Annotated in this window: 19 protein-coding genes; 3 read left to right on the top strand and 16 right to left on the bottom strand. The window is 38.2% G+C overall.

All coding sequences use genetic code 11. The features are described 5' to 3' along the window. Positions 1-77: 77 nt before the first annotated feature. The 9 genes from hisH to P9Q65_RS11035 all read right to left on the bottom strand — a co-directional run bounded on the left by hisH (position 78) and on the right by P9Q65_RS11035 (position 9229). On the bottom strand, positions 78-695 hold the full coding sequence (gene hisH, locus P9Q65_RS11075; protein ID WP_304509488.1) for an imidazole glycerol phosphate synthase subunit HisH: 618 nt from the start codon (positions 693-695) through the stop codon (positions 78-80). Next, positions 696-1283, bottom strand: coding sequence for an imidazoleglycerol-phosphate dehydratase HisB (gene hisB, locus P9Q65_RS11070; RefSeq protein ID WP_304509487.1), 588 nt, complete (start codon positions 1281-1283; stop codon positions 696-698). It abuts the gene before it with no gap. A gap of 10 nt (positions 1284-1293) precedes the next feature. Continuing rightward, on the bottom strand, positions 1294-2358 hold the full coding sequence (gene hisC, locus P9Q65_RS11065; protein WP_304509486.1) for a histidinol-phosphate transaminase: 1065 nt from the start codon (positions 2356-2358) through the stop codon (positions 1294-1296). Continuing rightward, positions 2355-3638: a histidinol dehydrogenase gene (gene hisD / locus P9Q65_RS11060; protein WP_304509485.1), complete on the bottom strand. Its 1284-nt coding sequence runs from the start codon at positions 3636-3638 to the stop codon at positions 2355-2357. Before hisD ends, hisC begins: the two co-directional genes overlap by 4 nt. Positions 3639-3647: 9 nt before the next feature. Further along, a complete protein-coding gene (gene hisG, locus P9Q65_RS11055; protein WP_304509484.1) occupies positions 3648-4295 on the bottom strand; it encodes an ATP phosphoribosyltransferase in 648 nt (215 codons plus the stop codon). After that, positions 4270-5397, bottom strand: coding sequence for an ATP phosphoribosyltransferase regulatory subunit (locus tag P9Q65_RS11050; protein ID WP_304509483.1), 1128 nt, complete (start codon positions 5395-5397; stop codon positions 4270-4272). The genes hisG and P9Q65_RS11050 overlap by 26 nt, the downstream gene beginning before the upstream one ends. Positions 5398-5646: 249 nt before the next feature. Continuing rightward, on the bottom strand, positions 5647-6672 hold the full coding sequence (locus tag P9Q65_RS11045) for a zf-HC2 domain-containing protein (RefSeq protein WP_304509482.1): 1026 nt from the start codon (positions 6670-6672) through the stop codon (positions 5647-5649). After that, positions 6662-7306: an RNA polymerase sigma factor gene (locus P9Q65_RS11040; RefSeq protein WP_304509481.1), complete on the bottom strand. Its 645-nt coding sequence runs from the start codon at positions 7304-7306 to the stop codon at positions 6662-6664. The genes P9Q65_RS11045 and P9Q65_RS11040 overlap by 11 nt, the downstream gene beginning before the upstream one ends. A gap of 330 nt (positions 7307-7636) precedes the next feature. Further along, positions 7637-9229, bottom strand: a complete 1593-nt coding sequence (locus tag P9Q65_RS11035) for a peptide chain release factor 3 (protein WP_304509480.1) — start codon at positions 9227-9229, stop codon at positions 7637-7639. Positions 9230-9546: 317 nt separating this feature from the next. Between P9Q65_RS11035 and P9Q65_RS11030 the strand changes: the two genes are divergently transcribed. Continuing rightward, positions 9547-9924, top strand: coding sequence for a RidA family protein (locus P9Q65_RS11030; RefSeq protein ID WP_304509479.1), 378 nt, complete (start codon positions 9547-9549; stop codon positions 9922-9924). Between the two features lie 254 nt (positions 9925-10178). After that, positions 10179-10310 (top strand): hypothetical protein, encoded by a 132-nt coding sequence (locus P9Q65_RS11025; protein WP_304509478.1) that lies wholly within the window; start codon positions 10179-10181, stop codon positions 10308-10310. 229 nt (positions 10311-10539) lie between these two features. On the opposite strand, the gene recG is transcribed toward P9Q65_RS11025, so the two are convergent. Beyond that, on the bottom strand, positions 10540-12582 hold the full coding sequence (gene recG / locus P9Q65_RS11020; RefSeq protein WP_304509477.1) for an ATP-dependent DNA helicase RecG: 2043 nt from the start codon (positions 12580-12582) through the stop codon (positions 10540-10542). 264 nt (positions 12583-12846) lie between these two features. Between recG and P9Q65_RS11015 the strand changes: the two genes are divergently transcribed. Beyond that, the gene (locus tag P9Q65_RS11015) at positions 12847-13164 is read left to right on the top strand and encodes a hypothetical protein (RefSeq protein WP_304509476.1); all 318 of its coding nucleotides are present in this window, start codon (positions 12847-12849) and stop codon (positions 13162-13164) included. A 205-nt stretch (positions 13165-13369) separates the two neighbouring features. Here P9Q65_RS11015 and P9Q65_RS11010 read toward each other — a convergent pair whose 3' ends face one another. The 6 genes from P9Q65_RS11010 to P9Q65_RS10985 all read right to left on the bottom strand — a co-directional run bounded on the left by P9Q65_RS11010 (position 13370) and on the right by P9Q65_RS10985 (position 19336). Then, positions 13370-15052, bottom strand: coding sequence for a DAK2 domain-containing protein (locus P9Q65_RS11010; protein WP_304509475.1), 1683 nt, complete (start codon positions 15050-15052; stop codon positions 13370-13372). A gap of 19 nt (positions 15053-15071) precedes the next feature. Continuing rightward, positions 15072-15428, bottom strand: coding sequence for an Asp23/Gls24 family envelope stress response protein (locus tag P9Q65_RS11005; protein ID WP_304509474.1), 357 nt, complete (start codon positions 15426-15428; stop codon positions 15072-15074). A 277-nt stretch (positions 15429-15705) separates the two neighbouring features. After that, the gene (locus P9Q65_RS11000) at positions 15706-16980 is read right to left on the bottom strand and encodes a TRAP transporter large permease (protein ID WP_304509473.1); all 1275 of its coding nucleotides are present in this window, start codon (positions 16978-16980) and stop codon (positions 15706-15708) included. Beyond that, on the bottom strand, positions 16980-17492 hold the full coding sequence (locus P9Q65_RS10995) for a TRAP transporter small permease (protein WP_304509472.1): 513 nt from the start codon (positions 17490-17492) through the stop codon (positions 16980-16982). Before P9Q65_RS10995 ends, P9Q65_RS11000 begins: the two co-directional genes overlap by 1 nt. Positions 17493-17512: 20 nt before the next feature. Further along, positions 17513-18550: a TRAP transporter substrate-binding protein gene (locus P9Q65_RS10990; protein WP_304509471.1), complete on the bottom strand. Its 1038-nt coding sequence runs from the start codon at positions 18548-18550 to the stop codon at positions 17513-17515. A gap of 39 nt (positions 18551-18589) precedes the next feature. Then, positions 18590-19336 (bottom strand): SDR family NAD(P)-dependent oxidoreductase, encoded by a 747-nt coding sequence (locus P9Q65_RS10985; protein WP_304509470.1) that lies wholly within the window; start codon positions 19334-19336, stop codon positions 18590-18592. Positions 19337-20108 lie beyond the last annotated feature (772 nt).

The raw sequence follows: 20108 nt of genomic DNA, 5'->3' as shown, positions 1-20108 counted from the left end.
GTTTTCTATAAAAGTTTTTGACCCACTTTTTTCAAAAAGGGGGTAGGTTTGGGTGAAACCCAAGGTCTTAATGTCTTTTACAATTCACAAAATGCCTTCAATATTCTAAGCCCAACCTCGCCGCTTTTTTCAGGATGAAATTGTGTCCCGTAAACATTCCCTCTTTCAACGGATGCTGTGAGCATAGCACCATACTCCGCCGTTGCCGTTACTGCATGGTCACAATCCATTGCCGCAAAGGAATGTACGAAATAAACACATTCTCCCTCTTTCAAATAACGGAATAGAACACTCTTTTGTTTTTCCTTGGAAAAAATCAGCCCATTCCAACCAATATGAGGAACCTTTAAGCCCTCTCCAATTATAGGGGCAATGGGCTTCACCCTGCCTTCAATCAATCCTAAACCTTTATGTTCCCCATATTCATAACTTTTTTCAAATAACATCTGCATCCCCAGACAAATTCCGAGAATGGGCTTTCCCTTTTCAACCTCTTCTATAATCACCTTGTCCAAACCTGTTGCTCTAAGCTTGTTAATAGCATCCTCGAATGCACCAACACCGGGAAGTATAATTTTTTCACAGTTGCGAAGAACTTCAGCATCTCCTGTCACCTGAACCTCAGTCCCAATCACGCCCAATGAACTTTTTAACGAAAATAAGTTGCCTACGCCGTAATCCACTATGGCTATCATCTATAGCACCCCTTTCGTAGAAGGAATTTCATCCCGATACGCTTCCTGAATCGTTACCGCCGTATTTAAACAACGTGCAACTGCCTTAAATGCCCCCTCAATAATATGATGAGAATTTCTGCCTGCCATTTGTTGTATATGCAAAGTTATATTACTTTTTCTAGTAAAAGCGATAAAAAACTCCTCAATAAGTTCTGTATCAAAAGTACCCACCTTTTCTGTGGGAATCTGCAAGCCAAACTCCAAATGCCCACGACCGGAAATATCCGCTGCCGCCAAAATTAAAGCCTCATCCATAGGTAAAATAATATGTCCGTATCTTGTGATTCCCGCACCATTCCCCAGTGCTTCGGCAAATGCCATACCTAAACAAATGCCAATATCCTCTACCGAATGATGGTCGTCCACATAGGTGTCCCCTTTGCACACAATTGTCAGGTCAAACCGTCCGTGCTTTGCAAAAAGTGTTAGCATATGATCCAAAAACCCGCAGCCTGTGGAAATTTGACTTTTACCCGATCCATATAAGGAAAGAGTAAGATGAATTTCCGTTTCCCCTGTTTTTCTTGTAATTTCGCTGTATCCCATGGAATTCCTCCTATCTATCGGCTAAAACCTCTCTGGTTTTCTGCAAAAGCACTTTCATCTGCTCCTCTGTTCCAATGGTAATTCTCACAAAATCCCGAATTTTTTCTTTTTCAAAATGGCGTACCAAAACGCCTTTTTTCTTCAGCCCTGCATAAAAATCTCCACCGGATATTTTGGGGTTTTTAGCAAAAATAAAATTTGCCTTAGAGTCTAAAACAATAAATCCCAAATCTTTTAATGCTTTAACTGTTTTTTCACGAGTGGCTATAATTTTTTTTGCATTTTCTTTATAGTAAGCATCACTGTCTACCGCTGCCTCCCCTGCCACCAAGGTTAAACGGTTAATGTTATAAGGATTTGTGGAAAATTTAATTTTTTCCAAATCTCCAATAATTTCCGTGGAAGCAATGGCAAACCCAAGCCTTGCTCCTGCCATGGAACGAGATTTTGAATACGTCATGGAAACCAGTAAATTGGGATATTTTTCAACAAGTCCAACGGCAGAGGTTCCGCCAAAATCCACATAGGCCTCGTCAATCAAGACCAAATGATTGGGATTGGATTTTAAAATTTCTTCAATTTCAAATAACCCAATCTCCATTCCCGTGGGTGCGTTTGGATTTGCGATAACAACCATCTTATTAGTGTTACAATAATCCTGATAATCGATGGAAAAATCCTCCTTAAGAGGTATTTTAGCGTGGGGAACATGGTATAAATCGGCATAAACAGGATAAAATCCATAACTGATTTCAGGGAAAACCGCGCCTCTCTCGGAATCACAAAAAGCCATAAAAGCAAAATTCAGGATATCATCGGAACCATTGGAAAGAAAGATATTTTCCTTCCCTACGCCATACAGTTTAGCAAGCTTTTCCTTTAAAACCTTCCCTTCGGGATCCGGGTATAAATTCAGCCGCTTTATCTCATCGGTATTTAAACGCCAAAATACTTCTGGTGAAGGCGGATAAGGCGATTCATTGGTATTTAGTTTGATATATTGTTGATCTCTGGGCTGCTCCCCGGGAGTATAAGCCTCTAATGTAGCAAATCTGGGACTTAAAAAACGACTCATTCTTCCGCCTCCTTCTCAAAGCGTATCATCGCAGACTTCCCATGGGCGGCCAAGCCTTCCCTTTGGGCAAACACATTGATTTTCTCCGCTTCTTTCGCCAATGCGTCTTTTGTATAATAAGTAAATGACGATTTCTTTATAAAATCATCCACCGATAAAGGGCTTGCAAATCTCGCTGTCCCCCCAGTGGGCAGGGTGTGGTTTGTCCCTGAAAAATAATCCCCCAACGCCTCAGGCGCATTTCGCCCTAAAAAGATAGAGCCTGCATGACGAATATCTGCTAAATATGCAAAAGGATTGTCCACGCATAATTCCAAATGTTCAGGGGCAATTTGATTTGCAATCTCGATTGCTTCCCCGATATTTTCCGCCAGAATAATTTTTCCGTTATCATCAATTGATTTTCTTGCAATTTCTTTTCTGGGCAAAAGAGGAATTTGTTTTTCCAAACAATTGGAAACCTCTGTGGCTAACTCCTTACTATCCGTTACCAAAACCGCACTGGCCATGGTATCATGCTCCGCCTGGGAAAGCATATCCGCCGCCAATACTGCTGCATCCGATTGCCCATCGGCAATGACTAAAATTTCACTGGGCCCTGCAATCATATCAATGGAAACCCTACCAAAAACCTGTTTTTTTGCCTCTGCAACAAATGCATTCCCAGGTCCAACAATTTTATCCACTTTTGGAATGGTTTCCGTTCCGTATGCCAAAGCGGCAATGGCTTGGGCACCGCCAATTTTAAAAATGCGATCAACTTCTGCAATTTTTGCTGCTGCCAATACCTCTGGATTAATTTTGCCCCCTTTGGCAGGCGTTACCATGATGATCTCCTTCACTCCTGCAATTTTCGCAGGAATGCAGTTCATTAAAACCGTTGAAGGATAGTTTGCCGTTCCCCCTGGAACATAAAAGCCTACTCTATCAAGGGGCGTAATTTTTTGTCCCAAAACTACGCCGTCTCTTGGCATATACATCATATCACTACGTTTTTGGTTTTGGTGATACCCGCGAATATGCTCCGCCGCTTCTTCTAATATAGAAACAAACTCTCTATCTACTGCCTCGTAAGCCCCTTGCATTTCCTCTGCGCTTACTTCCATTTCTTCTAAAGCTGCACCGTCAAAACGCTCACTATACTCTCGTAGGGCAGTATCTCCTTTTTGTTGAACAGTAGCAATCATTTCCGCAACTACATGGGCAATATCATTTTTTTCTTCTGTACGGCAAAAAATTTCATCTATCTTTATTTCACTATAAACATATTGTTTTATCATGGTATCACCTCAAGATTTCTTTGTAATGACCTCGTTCATTTTCTCACACATCTGACGAATGGGTACGTTTAAAAACTTATAGCTTGCCTTGTTTGCAATCAATCTAGCACTGATTGGAACGATATCCTCCCATGGCTCCAAGTCATTTTCCAAAAGCGTGGTTCCTGTTTCCACAATATCCACAATCACATCGGACATTCCCAAAATTGGAGCTATTTCAATGGAACCATGAAGCTCAATAATTTCAATTCCCAAGCTTTGCTTTCTGTAATATTCCCTTGCAATATTAGGAAATTTCGTAGCAACTCGTAGGGTACGGTCTGTATCAATTCTGCCGCCTTTTTTTCCTGCCACTGCCATGCGACACTTTCCCATGCCAAGGTCAAGTAATTCATAAACATCAGAGGCCTGCTCAAGAAGAATATCCTTTCCCACAACGCCAATATCCGCAACACCTCGTTCCACATAAATGGCTACATCCGAGGGTTTTACCCAAAAATAACGAACACCGTTTTCCTCATTTTCAAAAATCAGCTTGCGATTCGTTTCCCGAATGGAGGGGCAGCCATATCCGATCCCTTCAAATACACCATAAGCTTTTTCACCAAGTCTGCCTTTTGGTAAGGCAATATTAATCATTTTCTGCAATGATTTCAAGCCCCCTCTCCCTCATGCACCAAAGCTGTCTGTATTTTACCGTTTGGTTGTTTTGCTTTTGCACCATTACGCTTTGTCCATTGTCCGTAAGCATTTCTACCGCCTTTAATAACGCTGCTGCATCTGTATTTTCTTCATATAGCAAAAGAATATCTGTATCGTATTCTTTTTGTAAGCTTTCATAACGCTCCAATAAATCCAGATAAACGGCAAAACCAATAGCGTCACTGTTTTTTCCCAGTTTATGAACCAGATTGTCGTATCTTCCCCCGGAAAGAATGCTGTTTGGCACACCATGAATAAAACCTTGAAAAATAATGCCATTATAATAGTCCATACCATTTACAACCGAAAAATCCAAATTCAAATGGTCACTACCGCCATTTGCTTTAAGGGCATAAAAAACAGCCTCCAGTTCCTCTAAAGCCAATTCCATTTTTTTATTAAAGCAAAGAGCCTTCGCCTTTGGTAAATTCTCCTCCATAGAACCGTAAAGGGATGCCACTTCTACCAAAGCATTTTCCAATTCTTTTTTCACACCAAACTGCCGACAAAGTGCCTGAATGCTATGGGCATTTTTTTCGCTGATTCCCTTTAAAAAGACCTCATTTTGGCTATTGCTTAAGTCTAATTCTTCAATCATACCCATAACAAAACCCATGTGAGAAATATCCATAATATAATTATCGCTGATAATAGTCAGGCTTTTCTGCGCCAAACGGATCACTTCCAAGGTAGCATAGCGATCCACTTCCCCTATGTACTCCAGCCCAACCTGCATAATTTCTTTATATTCTCCCGTCCCTTTTCTAACACGATAGACGTTCTCATTATAATAAACTCGTTCGGGAATCTCATAACTTCCTTTCGTATTTTTTACAATAGAAAGGGTAACATCTGGTTTTAAGGCCAAAAGTTTTCCGTCCAAACCGCTAAAGGTTAATATATTTTCACTGCTTAAAAAATTTCTGTTCTCTGCATAAAAATCATATTCCTCAAATTTGCTCATTTTATATTTTTGATAACCAAATTGCTCAAATAAAGCTCGTAAACGGAAAATCACTTCTTCTTCTTTTTTCAAAAGCATTTTCGGTAATGTCATATTGCACCTCCGTACATCAATATGCTTTAATCTTATATCAGTTTACCACTTTAGTCAAGTAGCATAATAAAGTTTATCATCTCTATGGATTTCATTTTGATTTTTCCCATTTTTTTATGCAAAATGTCATACTTTATCCGTTTTATAAAAAAATAGGAAGGCAAAATCTAAAATTTACGGTTTCTGGCATCCTTCTTTCTAATAAAAAAACGCTTCTTTCAAAAAAAATTCAGAAAAAAGCGTTTTTAATCATTTTGTTTCGAGTGCCACTTCAAATCGTACTTCATCTGTTCTTTGGGAAATATCTTGAAGATATCGAGTTTCTCCAAAATCCTTTAACCCATCCATAAAATCCTCAGTCTTGTCAGAAGGTACAAAAACACTTATCGTATCCTCAAAAGACCGCTCCACTTCATACCCACCAAGAGAAATGGCTAAATTGCTAATGCTGTCTATCATACCTTCTTTATTCTTAACCGACAAGATCACTTGCTGTTGTATCGATGCCTCATCTTCCTCATCATTTTGAAGCATCATAATACTTCTTGGTGCTCCCTCGGCAATTTGGGATACGGATTCCTCCTGCCCATTATCCATGAGCGTTTGCGTTTCAACATCCTGATTTGTTCCTTCAGATAAAACTTCCTCCGTATTTCTCAATGCACCGGAACTTACTTCTTCTAGTAAAATTTCCTGAGCATTTTCCTTTGCCTTTGGCTCTTTTTTGTTTGTTGTTTCCGAAACCATACTCTCTTCTTGGTCAGTAACTTCTTTCTGGTCGGAAGACCTGCTTTCTGTCCTCTGCAATTCTCCTTCCAAAACATCTGTACCTTTCTCTTGGATCATTCCGGAATAGTCCATCGGTACATCATCGCCTAATCCATTCTCCTTGTCGGCAGTCAAATCCTGCCTTATTTCTCCTTGACTTCCTCGCAAACTTAATATTCCTTGTACTCCTCCGATTGCTGCAACAAGTACAACTGCTGCCGCGATAAGGCTAAACTGCTTCCATCTATATCTAGGTTTTCGTGGAACAATAAAAGGAATTGTTTTCTGTTCCGCCTCTAATTTATCCATTAATTCTTCATGGTATCCCTGGGGCAATTCCTCATCAGGAAGGCTTTTCAATAAATCCATGATTTTTTGCAGTTGAACTGCTTCTTCCTGACAGCTTGTACATATTTTCAAATGTTCCGCCACAAAATCAGCATCTTCCTTCGTTAATTCTCCTGCTAAATACTGCCATAATAATCCCTTACATCGATTACAACTCATGGAATTCCCCCTCCTTTCTAACATTATGACGAGGCTCCACACTGTTTCGTTCCCAAATTCGGTAGATTTCTTTTTTCAAATGATTTCTGGCTCGTGAAATTCTTGATTTTACCGTGCCCAGAGCCAATCCCGTAATTTCCGCAATTTCATCATAAGAAAGCCCTCGAATATCTCTCAAAATAAATACTGTTCTGTAGTCCTCAGAAATTTCTTGCAGTGCCGTCAATATTTCATTTTTTTCTTCTTTTCGTATTAAAGTTTCTTCTGGAGTGTCACACTGGCTTGGAATTTCTTGTTTTACCTTTCCTTCTTCATTCTCAAATTCATTATCTAAAAATAGCTTTTGTTTCCCTTTGCGTTTCCTCATTTCGTCGATACATGTGTTTACCGTAATTCGATATATCCAAGTAGAAAATGTTGAACGTTCATCAAAACCGGTGATATTTTTATATGCTTTTATGAATACTTCCTGGGAAATATCCTTAGCATCCTCGCTATGGTTCATCATTCTAAGTGCAACGTTATACACAATTTTTTCATGCTGTTGAATCAATTCCTCAAACGCCGCCATATCACCTTGCTTCGCTCTGGAAATCAAAATTTGATTCTGCTCCTGGGAAGCTCCATTTGCCATTTTAGATCACCTCCGTTTCTTCGTCCTTAACAACATCATAATATAGATTGCTTAGAGATTCAAAAACAATTTTATAATCTGTAATTTCATTTTTTACCGAAAAACCATACTCACCCTTAAAATACCCGTGAATTTTATTAGACGAAATATTTTGTACTTTGTTCCGAAATTTCCTCCAAATACAGCATTACTAAAAATATTTGGTCTCTTTTAAAAACCATACTCAGAGTGCCAGCAAATTCAATAACTTCAAAAGTCTATGTAAATCCAAATAAATTCTTTTTTCCTAATACAAAATAGACAAACCCCTAAGAGGTTTGCCTATCTGTTTTATCCTTCTTGATACTCACTGTCATCTAGGTTAAGTGCTTCCCAAAGCTCAATATCCGGATTTTTCTGCATAAAATTATTCAGTGTATACTGATTTGCAAAAAGCAAAATCGGTCGTTCAAAACGGTCATATACCAATGTACTTCTAGCCACCAAATGATCCTTAACATCCTCAACTGTTGCAGGGTTCACCCAACGCGCAACACTGTAATCCAAAGACTCCATGCGCACCTCAGAATTATACTCGTTATTTAAACGGTACTCAAACACTTCAAATTGTAATTGTCCCACTGCACCTAAAATAACGTCATTAAATTCATTATGGTAAACCTGAATTGCACCTTCCTGTGCCAATTGCTGCACACCCTTTTGGAACTGCTTTGCCTTTAAAGAATTCACAGGATGTACACGCATAAACAATTCCGGAGGAAATGTTGGTAAAGGCTCAAAAAATAATTTTTCTTTTCTGTCCGTTATGGTATCTCCAATTTGATAATTCCCACTATCATAAATACCAATAATATCTCCTACCACTGCGGTTTCCAGCGTTTCCCGTTCATTTGCCATCAGCTGTGTGGATTGGCTTAACTTCATTTGCTTTCCAGTTCTGGATAAGGTTACCGTCATTCCTCTGTTAAATGTTCCTGAACAAATGCGTAAAAATGCCAGTCTGTCTCTATGGGCAGGATTCATATTCGCCTGAATTTTGAAAATAAAACCACTGAAAAAGTCATCTGTAGGCTGCACTTCCCCCGAAGTTGTTTTTCTGGGCCCCGGTCCCGGTGCCCATTCCAAGAAATGCTGTAAAAATGGAGTGATACCAAAATCAACTAATGCTGAACCAAAAAAAACAGGAGAAAGGTTACCTTCTTTGATTGCCTGTAAATCAAAGCTATTGCCGGCGCCATCCAAAAGCTCCATTTCTTCACGCAAAATATCCAAATTTGCTTGAGAAATAACGCCCTCTAACGCATCACCAAAAACGCCCTTTGCCCCAAGATCAATGACACCGTTCTTTTGACGGTATAAATAAACTTTATTATTCAACCTGTCATAAATGCCCTCAAAGGTCAGTCCATTGCCGATTGGCCATGTAACAGCCGTAGAAGGCAATCCAAGCGCATCCTCCAAGTCAGCCATACATTCTAAGGGATCTTTTGACTGGCGATCCAGCTTGTTAATAAACGTAAAAATAGGAATCTGGCGCATACTGCAAACTTTAAACAACTTTACTGTCTGCGCCTCCACACCTTTTGCCGCATCAATCACCATAACTGCACTGTCTACAGAGGTTAAAATACGGTAAGTATCCTCGCCAAAGTCATTATGTCCGGGTGTATCCATAATAGATACAACCTTTCCGTCGTATTCAAACTGCATTACGGAGGAAGTAACAGAAATACCACGCTGTTTTTCAATCTCCATCCAGTCACTTTTTGCAAATTTTGCGTTTCTTCTGGCCTTTACAGTGCCCGCTTCACGAATAGCTCCACCATGAAGCAAAAGTTTTTCTGTTAAAGTTGTTTTACCGGCATCGGGATGAGAAATAATGCCGAAAATCCGCCTTCTTTGGATTTCTTCCAAAATACTCATTACATTAAATTCCTTTCTATCTAATTGTAGATTTTTCTATTCAATAAAAATACACACTGATTTTATTTTACCCGAAAACAAGAAAAAAAGAAACAAAAAATATACATTTTATTCATAATGTACAAATTGCATGTATCTGAGAAAAACACATTGACGAAGAAATGTCTTTGAGATAAAATATAGTTATCACATAAATGATTGCAAAACGATACTTAAAATAATTTTGCTATTTTAAGTATCGTAGATGGTATTTGTACTACCCAAAAAGCAGATAAATACCAATGTTTCTTTTATTAAAAATACTGGAGGTAATAATTATGATTAAAGTTACAAGCACTGATAAAGCACCCGCAGCAATCGGCCCTTACTCTCAGGCTATGTCCGCAAATGGTTTCCTTTTCACAAGCGGTCAGATTGCCATTGACCCCGCGGTCGGTGATGTCGTTGCAACTACCATCGAAGATCAAACAGAACAAGTTATGAAGAACCTTAGTGCTGTTCTGGAAGCAAACGGTTTAACTTTTGCAGATACCATTAAAACAACCTGCTTCTTATCCGATATGGGTAATTTTGGTGCTTTCAACGAAATTTATGGCAAATATTTTACAAATAAACCTGCACGTTCTTGTGTTGCAGTAAAAACACTTCCCAAAAACGTTTTGTGTGAAGTTGAGGTAATTGCATTAACAAAATAATTTGTTTGAAGATCAATCTTGCAACTTCGCAATTAATCGGTTATTCAGATTATAAACAAAAGCCCCTATTTTGAAGTGAACCCCTTTTGTTAGACAAAAAATCTAACAAAAGGGGTATTTTTATTTTATCAAGATTATCCAATTGTCAAAAAATGTGTGTTGAAAATATCGGCTTTTGTCAAAAGCAATTTTTGTTTTTCCTCGCTTCAGAATAAAACAAATGGATTCTTTCCATACTATCTCGAGGTGATTTTATGGCAAAAGAAGATGTAGAATATGGTACCAGAAAAGAACTCTTTGAACCCAAAGGAAAAAACAAAGTGAAAAAGCAGGCAGAAGGAAAAGAAGTGTTGCCATTTCCTGAAATGCCCAAAAAAGGAAAATAGCAAAAAAATTTATTTTAAGCTATAGACCTATAATTCTAGGACAGAGTAAATCTTTCAAAACTCTGTCCTTCCTATTGCAAAACCAATCATTTCATCAGATTTTTTAAGATATATATTTGTTCTCTTCAAATTAATATACATTAGATACTTAAAATTCTCTCGCCGTTTTCCATTCAAATTCTAATAATAAGCTTTTTGTTTCACTTAAAGCCAAAATAATACCATATCTTTATATTTCCAGATGCTTACCCTCCAAAAATTGTGCAAATCTTTTTTTAATTTCTTCATGCGCTTCTAAACTTAAAAAAGGATCCATGGTCAATAGTTTTTTAGCCGCACCTTGTGCCTCAATTAAAATAGGCATATCCTGATAAATATTCGCAATTTTTAATTCTGGTAACCCATGCTGTCTGGTTCCGAAAAACTCTCCCGGCCCTCTTAATTTTAAATCCATTTCCGAAATTACAAATCCATCTTGTGAATCTGTCAAAACCTTTAGCCGTTGTTTTGCAATTTTGGTTTTTGCATCGCTTACCAATATGCAATAAGATTTCTCATTGCCTCGCCCTACTCGGCCTCTTAATTGGTGGAGCTGAGCTAAGCCAAAGCGTTCTGCGTTCTCAATAAGCATAATTACTGCATTGGGCACATTGATCCCCACCTCAATCACAGTGGTAGAAACAAGAACATGAATTTCTCCTTTGGCAAAACAATTCATGATCTCTTGTTTTTCCTTAGGCTTCATTTTTCCGTGAACACAAGCAACCCTGCAAGAACTTAATTTCTGCTGTAACTCTTCCGTATAATTTAATACCGATTGCACCTCAAGCTTCTCGTTTTCCTCAATCATAGGACAAATCACATAGGCCTGCCTGCCTTCTTGAACCTGTTTTTCAATAAAACAATAAATTCTTTCATGGTAGCTCGTTGTTACTGCCATGGTATCTATCGTTTGCCTGCCTGGCGGTAACTCATCTATTATGGAAACATCCAGATCTCCATACAAAATCAGTGCCAGCGTTCGAGGGATGGGGGTAGCAGTCATAACTAAAATATGAGGATCTTCCCCCTTTTGATTTAAAGCCCCTCTTTGTCCCACGCCAAACCTGTGCTGTTCATCGGTAATTGCTAACCCTAACTTATGATATTCCACCCCTTTTTGGATTACTGCATGAGTGCCAATAATCATATTTGCTTCTCCGGACATCACTTTTTCTAAGGATATTCTCTTCTCCTTTGCAGACTGTCCTCCGGTTAAAAGTACAGTGGTTATTCCGAAGTTTTCAAAAATAGCTGAAAAAGAATGAAAATGCTGTTGCGCCAGCACTTCCGTTGGTGCCATCAAAACAGCTTGATACCCGTTTTTTATTACCCAATAAGATGCCGCCATGGCAACTGCTGTTTTGCCACTGCCTACATCCCCTTGTACCAAACGGTTCATTTGTTTACCTGTAGACATATCTTTCTCGATTTCCTTTAAAACCCTTTTCTGTGCATGGGTAAGAAGAAAAGGTAAATAATTTTGAAAAACTTCAGTCGCTTTTTTATTTTTCAATACAATTCCCTTATTGGTTTCTTCCATATATGATTTTAATGAAAATAACGCACCCTGTAATACGAAAAATTCTTCAAAAACCAATCTTCTCCTTGCATCATAAAAGCTTTGCTCCGTCTTAGGAAAATGTATTTGTTCTATAGAAAAATTACGCTCTGCCAATAAATATTCTTTGCGTAACCATAAAGGGATATCCTCTGATAACCCCCCTCTTACCTGCTCTAATGCAGCCTCCATAAATCCTCGGAGCATCTTCTGAGAAATTCCTTCTACACCGGGATAAACAGGAATAATCCGTCCTCCTGCAAAGTTCTCACCGATCCCCTCCCATTCAGACACAGAAAACTCTCTTCGTCCATATTTGTTTTGTAATTTTCCCGTAAATAAATACCAGTCCCCCGGTTTTAGTGTGGTTTTCATATAGGGCTGATTATACCATAACATGCCTACTTCCCCAGTTTCGTCCGCCACTTTGACCCTTGTGAAAGTAAATCTGCCATGCTTTATTGTTTCTCCGTTCCCCTTACAACAAGCAATAAAAGTGTTTTCAACGTCCATTTGCAGTTCTATAATTTTCGACAGTCTGCTACGATCCTTGTAATCCCGTGGATAATGAGTTAAAAGGTCTTCTATGGTATAAATACCAAGCTTGTTTAGTTTTTTCTCTCTTTGTTCTCCTACGCCTTTCAACCGAGAAATGGAATCTTCCCATTCCATTTGATCACCTCTTTCCCACAAAGATTAAGACAAATTGTCTGCTCAATATGTATTTATCATTATAATATTTTTCTTAGGTGATTAAAAGTTTTTTCCTGTTTTTTCTTATACAAGACTATATGCTTTAATAACCATCTATCCCGCATTTCTTTTAAATTAGAAAAGAAACATAAAAAAATGTACGAGTTTGTATTATTTCAATGTCAAAAACCCATTGTCCAGAATATTATATCATACATAACAATAAAAAAAGGAGAAGATCATATGGTAAAAAAAGAAAAAGTATTACAAGTATTAGCAGGAAAAACCGATGAAGAAAAAAGGGAATTTTTAAGCCAAAATTTTAATTTAAATTGGGATTGTCCCGAAGGTCCTTGCAAAATTTGGTGTGCTAAAGTCTTCACTTATTGTACTGCCGATGAATTCGAAGAAAAACTGAACTTTTTCTTGTTTTTAGTTAATACCTTTGGATACCTTTGGCATATTTGCTTTGAACAAGAGGATACCGTATTTCTGGGATGTACTTGTCCTTGCGGAAACAAACAAACCATACTCTATTATTCCATCACATTTGGAGACTAATAAACATTAGATATGAGTAATTTATTGTAAGGTACTTGTTGCATGTATAATTTGATTCTACCTCTCTTCTTAAATTTAGGGACAGGCTCTATCGTTCTGTCCTTATTTTAACGCCAAAGCACTCTATTCCAGGAAGTATTTATTATCACTTGCCAAAAAAATAAGACCGCAAATCCTTAATTTCAGGGCTTTGCGGTCATTTCTTTTATTCTACAGAAATAATATAGAAATATAAAGGTTGATCACCTTTTTGAGTCTCTACTTCACAGTCGGGATAGTTTTCTTTAATAAAGTCTGCAATTTCCTGGGCATCTTCCTCAGTTACATCAGATCCATAATAAATGCTAATCATCTCATTATCTTCTGTAACAGCCTGCTTCAACACTTCCTTGGTTCCTTCAGAAACATTTTTCGCAACAACAGTAATTTCGTCATTTAGCATACCCAAAATATCGCCTTCGGCAATCTCCTTATCACCGAAGCAGGTGTCTCTTACCGCATAGGTAACGGAAACTGTTGAAACAGCCTGAATGGCCTCTTTCATGGCCTCTGTCATTTCCTCAGCCCCAAGTCCCTCTGCATTACAAAACATCGCGCTGATCCCCTCGGGAACAGATCTTGTGGGAACCACAAAAAGTTTTTTACTTTCACAAAGATCAACTGCCTGTTCCGCAGCTAAAATAATATTTTTGTTATTTGGCAAAATAATGATATTCTCTGCATTAATTTGATCAATAGCATTTAAAATATCCTCTGTGCTGGGGTTCATTGTCTGTCCACCTTCAATGATTACGTCCACACCCAAGTTTTTAAAAATATCAGATAAACCTCTACCTGCAGAAATAGAAACAAAACCTATAGCCTTTTGAAGTTGTTCCACTTTCTTTTCTTCTACTTGAATTTTTTCGGCTACTTTCACTTTAGCTGGGGTTTTGACCGTAAAATCGATACGATTCGTATGCTGTTCCCGCATATTATCAATCTTCAATCCGCTTAGACTACCAATGGATAGCGCCTTTTCAATTGCTAAACCAGGGTGATCCGTATGCACATGGATCTTAATAATCTCTTCATCACTTACGCAAACGATGGAGTCACCAATGGTTCCTAAGTAAGACTTTAACATTTGAACCATGGCATCATCAGGCTGATGTACGTTAATAAAAAATTCAGTACAATATCCAAAGGTAATCTCTTGGTTTTCTATAGATGCCAATGTAGCATAATCTGTGTTTTCTGTCTTTGAAGGTTCCGCAACAGAAATGGGTCCTTCATAATTGATTTGATTTAGAGCACCTTCCAAAACATAAAGTAAGCCACGTCCACCTGCATCAACAACACCTGCCTGTTTCAATACTGGAAGCATGTCAGGAGTTTTAGCCAATACTTCATGGCCGTATTCTATCACGCCTTTTAAAAACACTTCAATATCCTCTGTCTCCAAGGACAATCTGGCAGCTGCTTCTGCACAAGCTCTTGCAACTGTTAATATTGTTCCTTCCTTGGGTTTCATAACCGCTTTATATGCCGTTTGAACCCCCTTTTCCAAGGCCAAAGCTAAGTCCGTAACACTAGCCTCTTCCAGTCCTTCCAGCCCTTTTGAAAAACCTCGAAACAACTGGGATGTAATTACGCCGGAATTTCCGCGTGCACCTCTTAAAGCGCCTCCGGCAGCTAATTTAGAAACTTCATCCACTCTCAATGAACTGTTTTTTTCGGACTCTCTTGCCGCCGCCAAAACTGTAAGGGACATATTCGTCCCCGTATCCCCATCAGGCACAGGAAATACGTTCATAGCGTCTACTGACTGCTTGTTTGCAGTTAATTCATTTGCTCCGGCAATAATCAGTCTGCTTAGTCGCAAACCATTTAACTTGAAAATACTCACCGATAGTTCCTCCTCATACTCAATTGTCGACTCTGACACCGTCAACAAAGATGTTCACATCTTCTACCTCAAGCCCTGCATATTCCTCAACAGAATATTTTACCGTGCTGATGATATTGTCTGCGATAGCAGAAATATTGGTGCCGTATTCTACAATAATATGCAAATCCAAACTTACTTTGTTTTGGTCTACACTCATTTTGATTCCTTTTGTTAAACTCTCCAACTTCAGAAGTTGTACCAAACCATCTTTCATATTTTTTGCCGCCATACCCACAATGCCATAGCACTCAATCGCAGCGTACCCGGCAATTCTTGCAATCACCTCTCGGTCAATGCTAATTACACCATACTCATTTTCTAATCGTGCTGCCATATCAACCAGCCTCCTATTCCAACCCTTGGAAAACCAAAGATTTCTTTTTCGATTGCATAGTTGGTTATATTATAACACTGTTTTTATTTTTTTTAAAGAAATTTCTGGCGAAATCAATCTGTAGACAATAAAAGTTTCAGCAAAAATTAGGGAAAACTATGAATTATTTACTCTTTTTGACTCTATTCGTAAAAAGCCCTTCTCCATAGAAAGAGAAGGGTTTAAGGAAGGGAAAAAAATTATATCAAAAAATGAGATTATCATGTTGCGTAAGGCATTACTGAATCAAACTAGGTAACCATAAAGTAACCTGCGGAATAAACGTTACAAGGAGTAAAACAATTATGGAAATGATCAGCATAGGCAATAATGACCTTAAAGTTTGCACAAAACTGGCTTTTGCAATTTGATTTGTCATCAATAAACAAATTCCAACGGGAGGGGTTACCAACCCAATACATAAGTTCATGCTCATGATAATACCAAACTGCATAGTATCAATTCCAAACGCTGAGAGCAGTGGCAGTAAAATTGGTGTCATCATAATAATTGCGGCATTCGCTTCCATTAACATACCAATGATAAAAAACATTAGGTTTAACAGTAATAGTATGATGATTTTGCTTGACGTGATAGAACTAAACCCTTCTAAAACCTGCTGGGGCAAACCAGAGGTTGTTACAACATAGCTTGACGCTTTGGATAAACCAACTAACATCAAAATTGTTGCTGTCCCAATAGCTCCTTCTACAAAAACCCCAAAAATGTCTTTCATTTTCATATCCTTATAGATAAAAAGACTAATAGCCAAGGCATATACCACTGCCACCGCAGCCGATTCTGTAGGAGTAAAAATACCGCCGAAAATACCCCCAAGAATAATAACCGGCATCAATAAAGCCCAAATGCCATCTTTAAATGTCAGCGCAATTTCTTTTGGTTTCTTCCTGGGGTGTGCAGGCAAATCATTTTTTTTCCCATAGAATAAAGCGTATAGTATTAATCCCCCCGCCATCAAAACTCCGGGAAGTACAGAACCCATAAAAAGCTTTGAAACAGAAAGGTCTGTAATACTTGCATATACAATTAAGGTAATAGACGGCGGAATAATGGGACCTAAGATAGAAGCTATTCCTGAAATTGCTGCCGCAAAATGAGGAGGATATCCTTCTTCTTTCATTGCCGGAATGGTAGTTCCTCCCACCGCTGAAGCAGTGGCAACACCTGAGCCGGATATGGCACCAAACAACGCAGAAGCCAATACCGTAACAACGGCTAATGAACCTTTAATCCATCCAATTAATGCATTGGAAACATCAATCAACTTTCCGGTAATGCTACGAGACATAATGTTCCCTGCCAGCATAAAAAATGGAATGGCTAACAAAGAACTGGAATTCATCCCCGCAAATAATTTTTGGGGCAATACAATTAAGGGCATGTCTGCCACATTTAGGGCAATGAGCGTTCCAATCCCTAATGCCAAATAGATAGGAATGCCTAAAAAAGACAAACCGAGCAATGCAAGTATAACAATAAAACCGGCATTCATTAGCAGTTCACCTCCTTACCCAATTCTCTGATCTTCCATGCATTTTTCAAAATTACTTCTATTGAGGTTAAAATCATAAGTACTACACCAATTGGCATACACGCATATGGTATAGACATGGAAATTTTTAATCCTGCAGAGATATTACTGGATGCCGTTTGGCAAAGTGTCAGAGAATAAGTAAATAAGAATACTAGAAAAACAATACCCACAACTGTTGCCCCTATGGTAAATATACACTTTATCTTTGGTTTAAATAAGTTAATAATAAAGTCAACCTGTAAATGACTATTTTTTCTTGTAGCAATTGCCGCCGCAATCATTACATCATAGATAAATAGATATCGAGCCAGCTCTTCACTCCATGAATTTGCGGAGGCAAAACAATATCTTAAAATTACTTGGTATACCATAACAATTATCATAATTGCAACGGTAATCCCTAAAAAAACCTTTTCTACCGTTTCTAATTTATCTAGAAACTTAGAGTAAGCCTTTAACAATGAAATCACCTCATTTTTCTTCGTGCAATTTATTTCCCCTCATCCATAGCCTTAATTCTGTCTGTCCAATCTTTTAAATCGGGGAAATTCTCATCTGCAAAGCCATCAAAGTGCGCTTTAAATGCGTCATTATCAACATCAATCACTGTACAACCCTCTTCGACAAGCTTTGCCTCTGCTGCTGCTTCCTTTTCCAGTTGTTTTGCACTAATTTCTTTTCCCGCATATTCTGCCGCCTCTGTTACCGCATGCTGAATATCTTCAGGTAGGCTCTTGAAATAATCTGCATCCATAATAAATAAATTACAGCTATAAACATGGTTCGTTTTAATCCAATACTTACATACCTCATCAAAGGCATAGTTCATGGAATCTGCCATTGGGTTCTCCTGTCCGGAAACAGTTCCCTGCTGTAATGCAGTATAAGTCTCATTCATTGCCATAGGCGTAGGTGCAGCACCCATCCATTGCCACGTTTTTAAATACATTTCCAAATTTGGTGCTCTAAGCTTAAATCCTTTAAAGTCTTCCACATTATGCATTTCTTTTGTAGATGTTACAATTCTTGGTCCTCTAAACGTTGCACCCATCAGCTTAAAACCAGAGGCTTCCCCAATGGTATCCTTCATCTCCTGTCCCAAATCGCTGTACCATACCTTCATAAAATGGTCATAACCGCTGTAAACATAGGGCATCGCATCAATATTTGCCAGAGGTGTAAACGTCGCTAAAGTGCCAACAGACTCACAAATAATATCAGCTACCCCATAACTCAAACCTTCCAGAACTTCAGATGTTGAACCAAGGCTCGCTCCTCCATAAAGCTCAACTTTTACTCTTCCGTTGGTTAATTCATCTACCTTTTCTGCAAAGACCGCAGCGGTATCATATGCATTGTCTCCCGCTGTTGAGTTTAATGCCATTTTCCAAGAATATGTATCCCCTTCAGCTCCGGTCTGCTCGTTCCCTCCGCCATTACTACTGCTGTCGCTACTGCCTCCACATCCGGATAAACTCCCGACAGCCAGTGCCAATGCCATTAAACTTGCAAATAAACGTTTCTTCATACTTTTTCCTCCTCATTGTTTTCTTATCATAGAATGGCTTCAACCATCCATAGTTACCCCACCATCTACATCGCTCACTTCTCCGGTTACAAAGCTTGCTAAATCAGAAATATAGAACAAAACTACATTTGCGATTTCCTTGGGATCGGCACCTCTGCCCATAGGAATAGTTGCAAGGATTTTTTCTTTTTTTTCAGCCGACATCCCTGCTGTCATAGGAGTTAGTGTAAGGCTTGGGCATACGCCATTACATGCAATACCGTAAGATGCCCCTTCCCTTGCAACAGCCTTTGTCAATCCAATTACACCTGCCTTAGAAGCTGCATAAGCACTGGTGCCCAACAATCCCCCACCTCTTTTTGCCGCAACAGAAGCAACATTTACGATCCTTCCGTAGCCTTTTTCCTTCATAGACGGGAACAAAGTGCTAATTGCTGTATAAACGCCGGTAAGATTAACTGCAACAACCCGGTCCCATTCCGTTTGGGTCACTTCTTCGAAAGGCACCGTACTTACGATACCAGCGTTATTTATCAACCCATGAATTTGGCCAAAATCCTCAAGAATTTTCGAAAACACCGTACGAATTTCCTGATTGTCCGCCAAATTTACTTTGTAGCAAGAAACGTTTTCATTGCCTAATTTTTCTCGAACCTTTTCGGATGTTTCCATGTTTAAATCAACAATAATTGCATGGCCATTTCCAGCAACAATACCTTCTGTTATCGCTTTGCCGATTCCGCTGGCACCGCCTGTAACAATAATTTTTTTTCCTGCGAAATCCATTTTCCTACCTCCACTTCTTAAAAAAATCGTCAACTTTGAATATGTATTCATTTATTTTGAATACATTAATATTAAATTTTGAATTCAATTTTTAATCTTGATTTTAAAGTAGCACTTAAAATACAGAATGTCAATTAAATTTTTTCATGTTTTTTACTTTTGTCAATTTGACAATTTTAATTTTTATTGCTATCTACTATATTTTTTTAAAAACCATTGTATTTTTTATGCAATTAATATAATTTTGAATTCAAAATTATATAGTAAATAACAAATTCCTTATAAGTCAACCTCAGTGGTGTTTTTGTCTATTTCATATAACATAACAAAAAAATAAGCACATTGTTTATAATAAACAACGTGCTCGACTTTATATATACGCTTGGTGAAGCCAATGGAAAAATAGCTGGTTTCTTTTTGAAAAGCTCCTTTAATAGACTCTATTTCTGCCTGGCTTAACAAAATTATATTAACGACGTTTATCCGAGGAAGGATAAAGTTCCAAAGAAAAAACATTAAACCAATGATTGAAATTCTAGATGTGTTGAAAAACGCTTCCCAGTATAGTACTGTTTTATGCAGGCGAAAAAATCGTTTTCTGATTTATGATGAACAGGGTATTTCTAGAATATTTGAAATTTAACAAAAAAGAATGAGCGTACAGGTATTTTCTTCCTATATTTAGGTGCAAAAACTATGTGATATTTTCAATTCCACTTTGAATGGGATAAACTATTTATGTCGTTAAGACCCATATTAAAACTCCCTTCGT

This window comes from Anaerotignum sp. (assembly GCF_030625865.1).
In the GTDB taxonomy this organism is placed as follows: Bacteria; Bacillota; Clostridia; order Lachnospirales; family Anaerotignaceae; genus Chakrabartyella.
This window is presented reverse-complemented; position numbering and strand designations above follow the sequence as displayed.

Bases quoted from the DNA above. Each gene is read 5' to 3' on its own strand.
- P9Q65_RS11000 (WP_304509473.1), bottom strand. From the start codon at position 16,980: ATGAATGCCGGTTTTATTGTTATACTTGCATTGCTCGGTTTGTCTTTT.
- hisB (WP_304509487.1), bottom strand. From the start codon at position 1,283: ATGGGATACAGCGAAATTACAAGAAAAACAGGGGAAACGGAAATTCAT.
- hisC (WP_304509486.1), bottom strand. From the start codon at position 2,358: ATGAGTCGTTTTTTAAGTCCCAGATTTGCTACATTAGAGGCTTATACT.
- P9Q65_RS11030 (WP_304509479.1), top strand. From the start codon at position 9,547: ATGATTAAAGTTACAAGCACTGATAAAGCACCCGCAGCAATCGGCCCT.
- P9Q65_RS10990 (WP_304509471.1), bottom strand. From the start codon at position 18,550: ATGAAGAAACGTTTATTTGCAAGTTTAATGGCATTGGCACTGGCTGTC.
- P9Q65_RS10985 (WP_304509470.1), bottom strand. From the start codon at position 19,336: ATGGATTTCGCAGGAAAAAAAATTATTGTTACAGGCGGTGCCAGCGGA.
- P9Q65_RS11005 (WP_304509474.1), bottom strand. From the start codon at position 15,428: ATGGCAGCACGATTAGAAAATGAGTATGGTGTAATTAGCATTGACCGA.
- hisD (WP_304509485.1), bottom strand. From the start codon at position 3,638: ATGATAAAACAATATGTTTATAGTGAAATAAAGATAGATGAAATTTTT.
- P9Q65_RS11015 (WP_304509476.1), top strand. From the start codon at position 12,847: ATGGTAAAAAAAGAAAAAGTATTACAAGTATTAGCAGGAAAAACCGAT.
- P9Q65_RS11025 (WP_304509478.1), top strand. From the start codon at position 10,179: ATGGCAAAAGAAGATGTAGAATATGGTACCAGAAAAGAACTCTTTGAA.
- P9Q65_RS11040 (WP_304509481.1), bottom strand. From the start codon at position 7,306: ATGGCAAATGGAGCTTCCCAGGAGCAGAATCAAATTTTGATTTCCAGA.
- recG (WP_304509477.1), bottom strand. From the start codon at position 12,582: ATGGAATGGGAAGATTCCATTTCTCGGTTGAAAGGCGTAGGAGAACAA.
- hisH (WP_304509488.1), bottom strand. From the start codon at position 695: ATGATAGCCATAGTGGATTACGGCGTAGGCAACTTATTTTCGTTAAAA.
- P9Q65_RS11045 (WP_304509482.1), bottom strand. From the start codon at position 6,672: ATGAGTTGTAATCGATGTAAGGGATTATTATGGCAGTATTTAGCAGGA.
- P9Q65_RS11050 (WP_304509483.1), bottom strand. From the start codon at position 5,397: ATGACATTACCGAAAATGCTTTTGAAAAAAGAAGAAGAAGTGATTTTC.
- P9Q65_RS11035 (WP_304509480.1), bottom strand. From the start codon at position 9,229: ATGAGTATTTTGGAAGAAATCCAAAGAAGGCGGATTTTCGGCATTATT.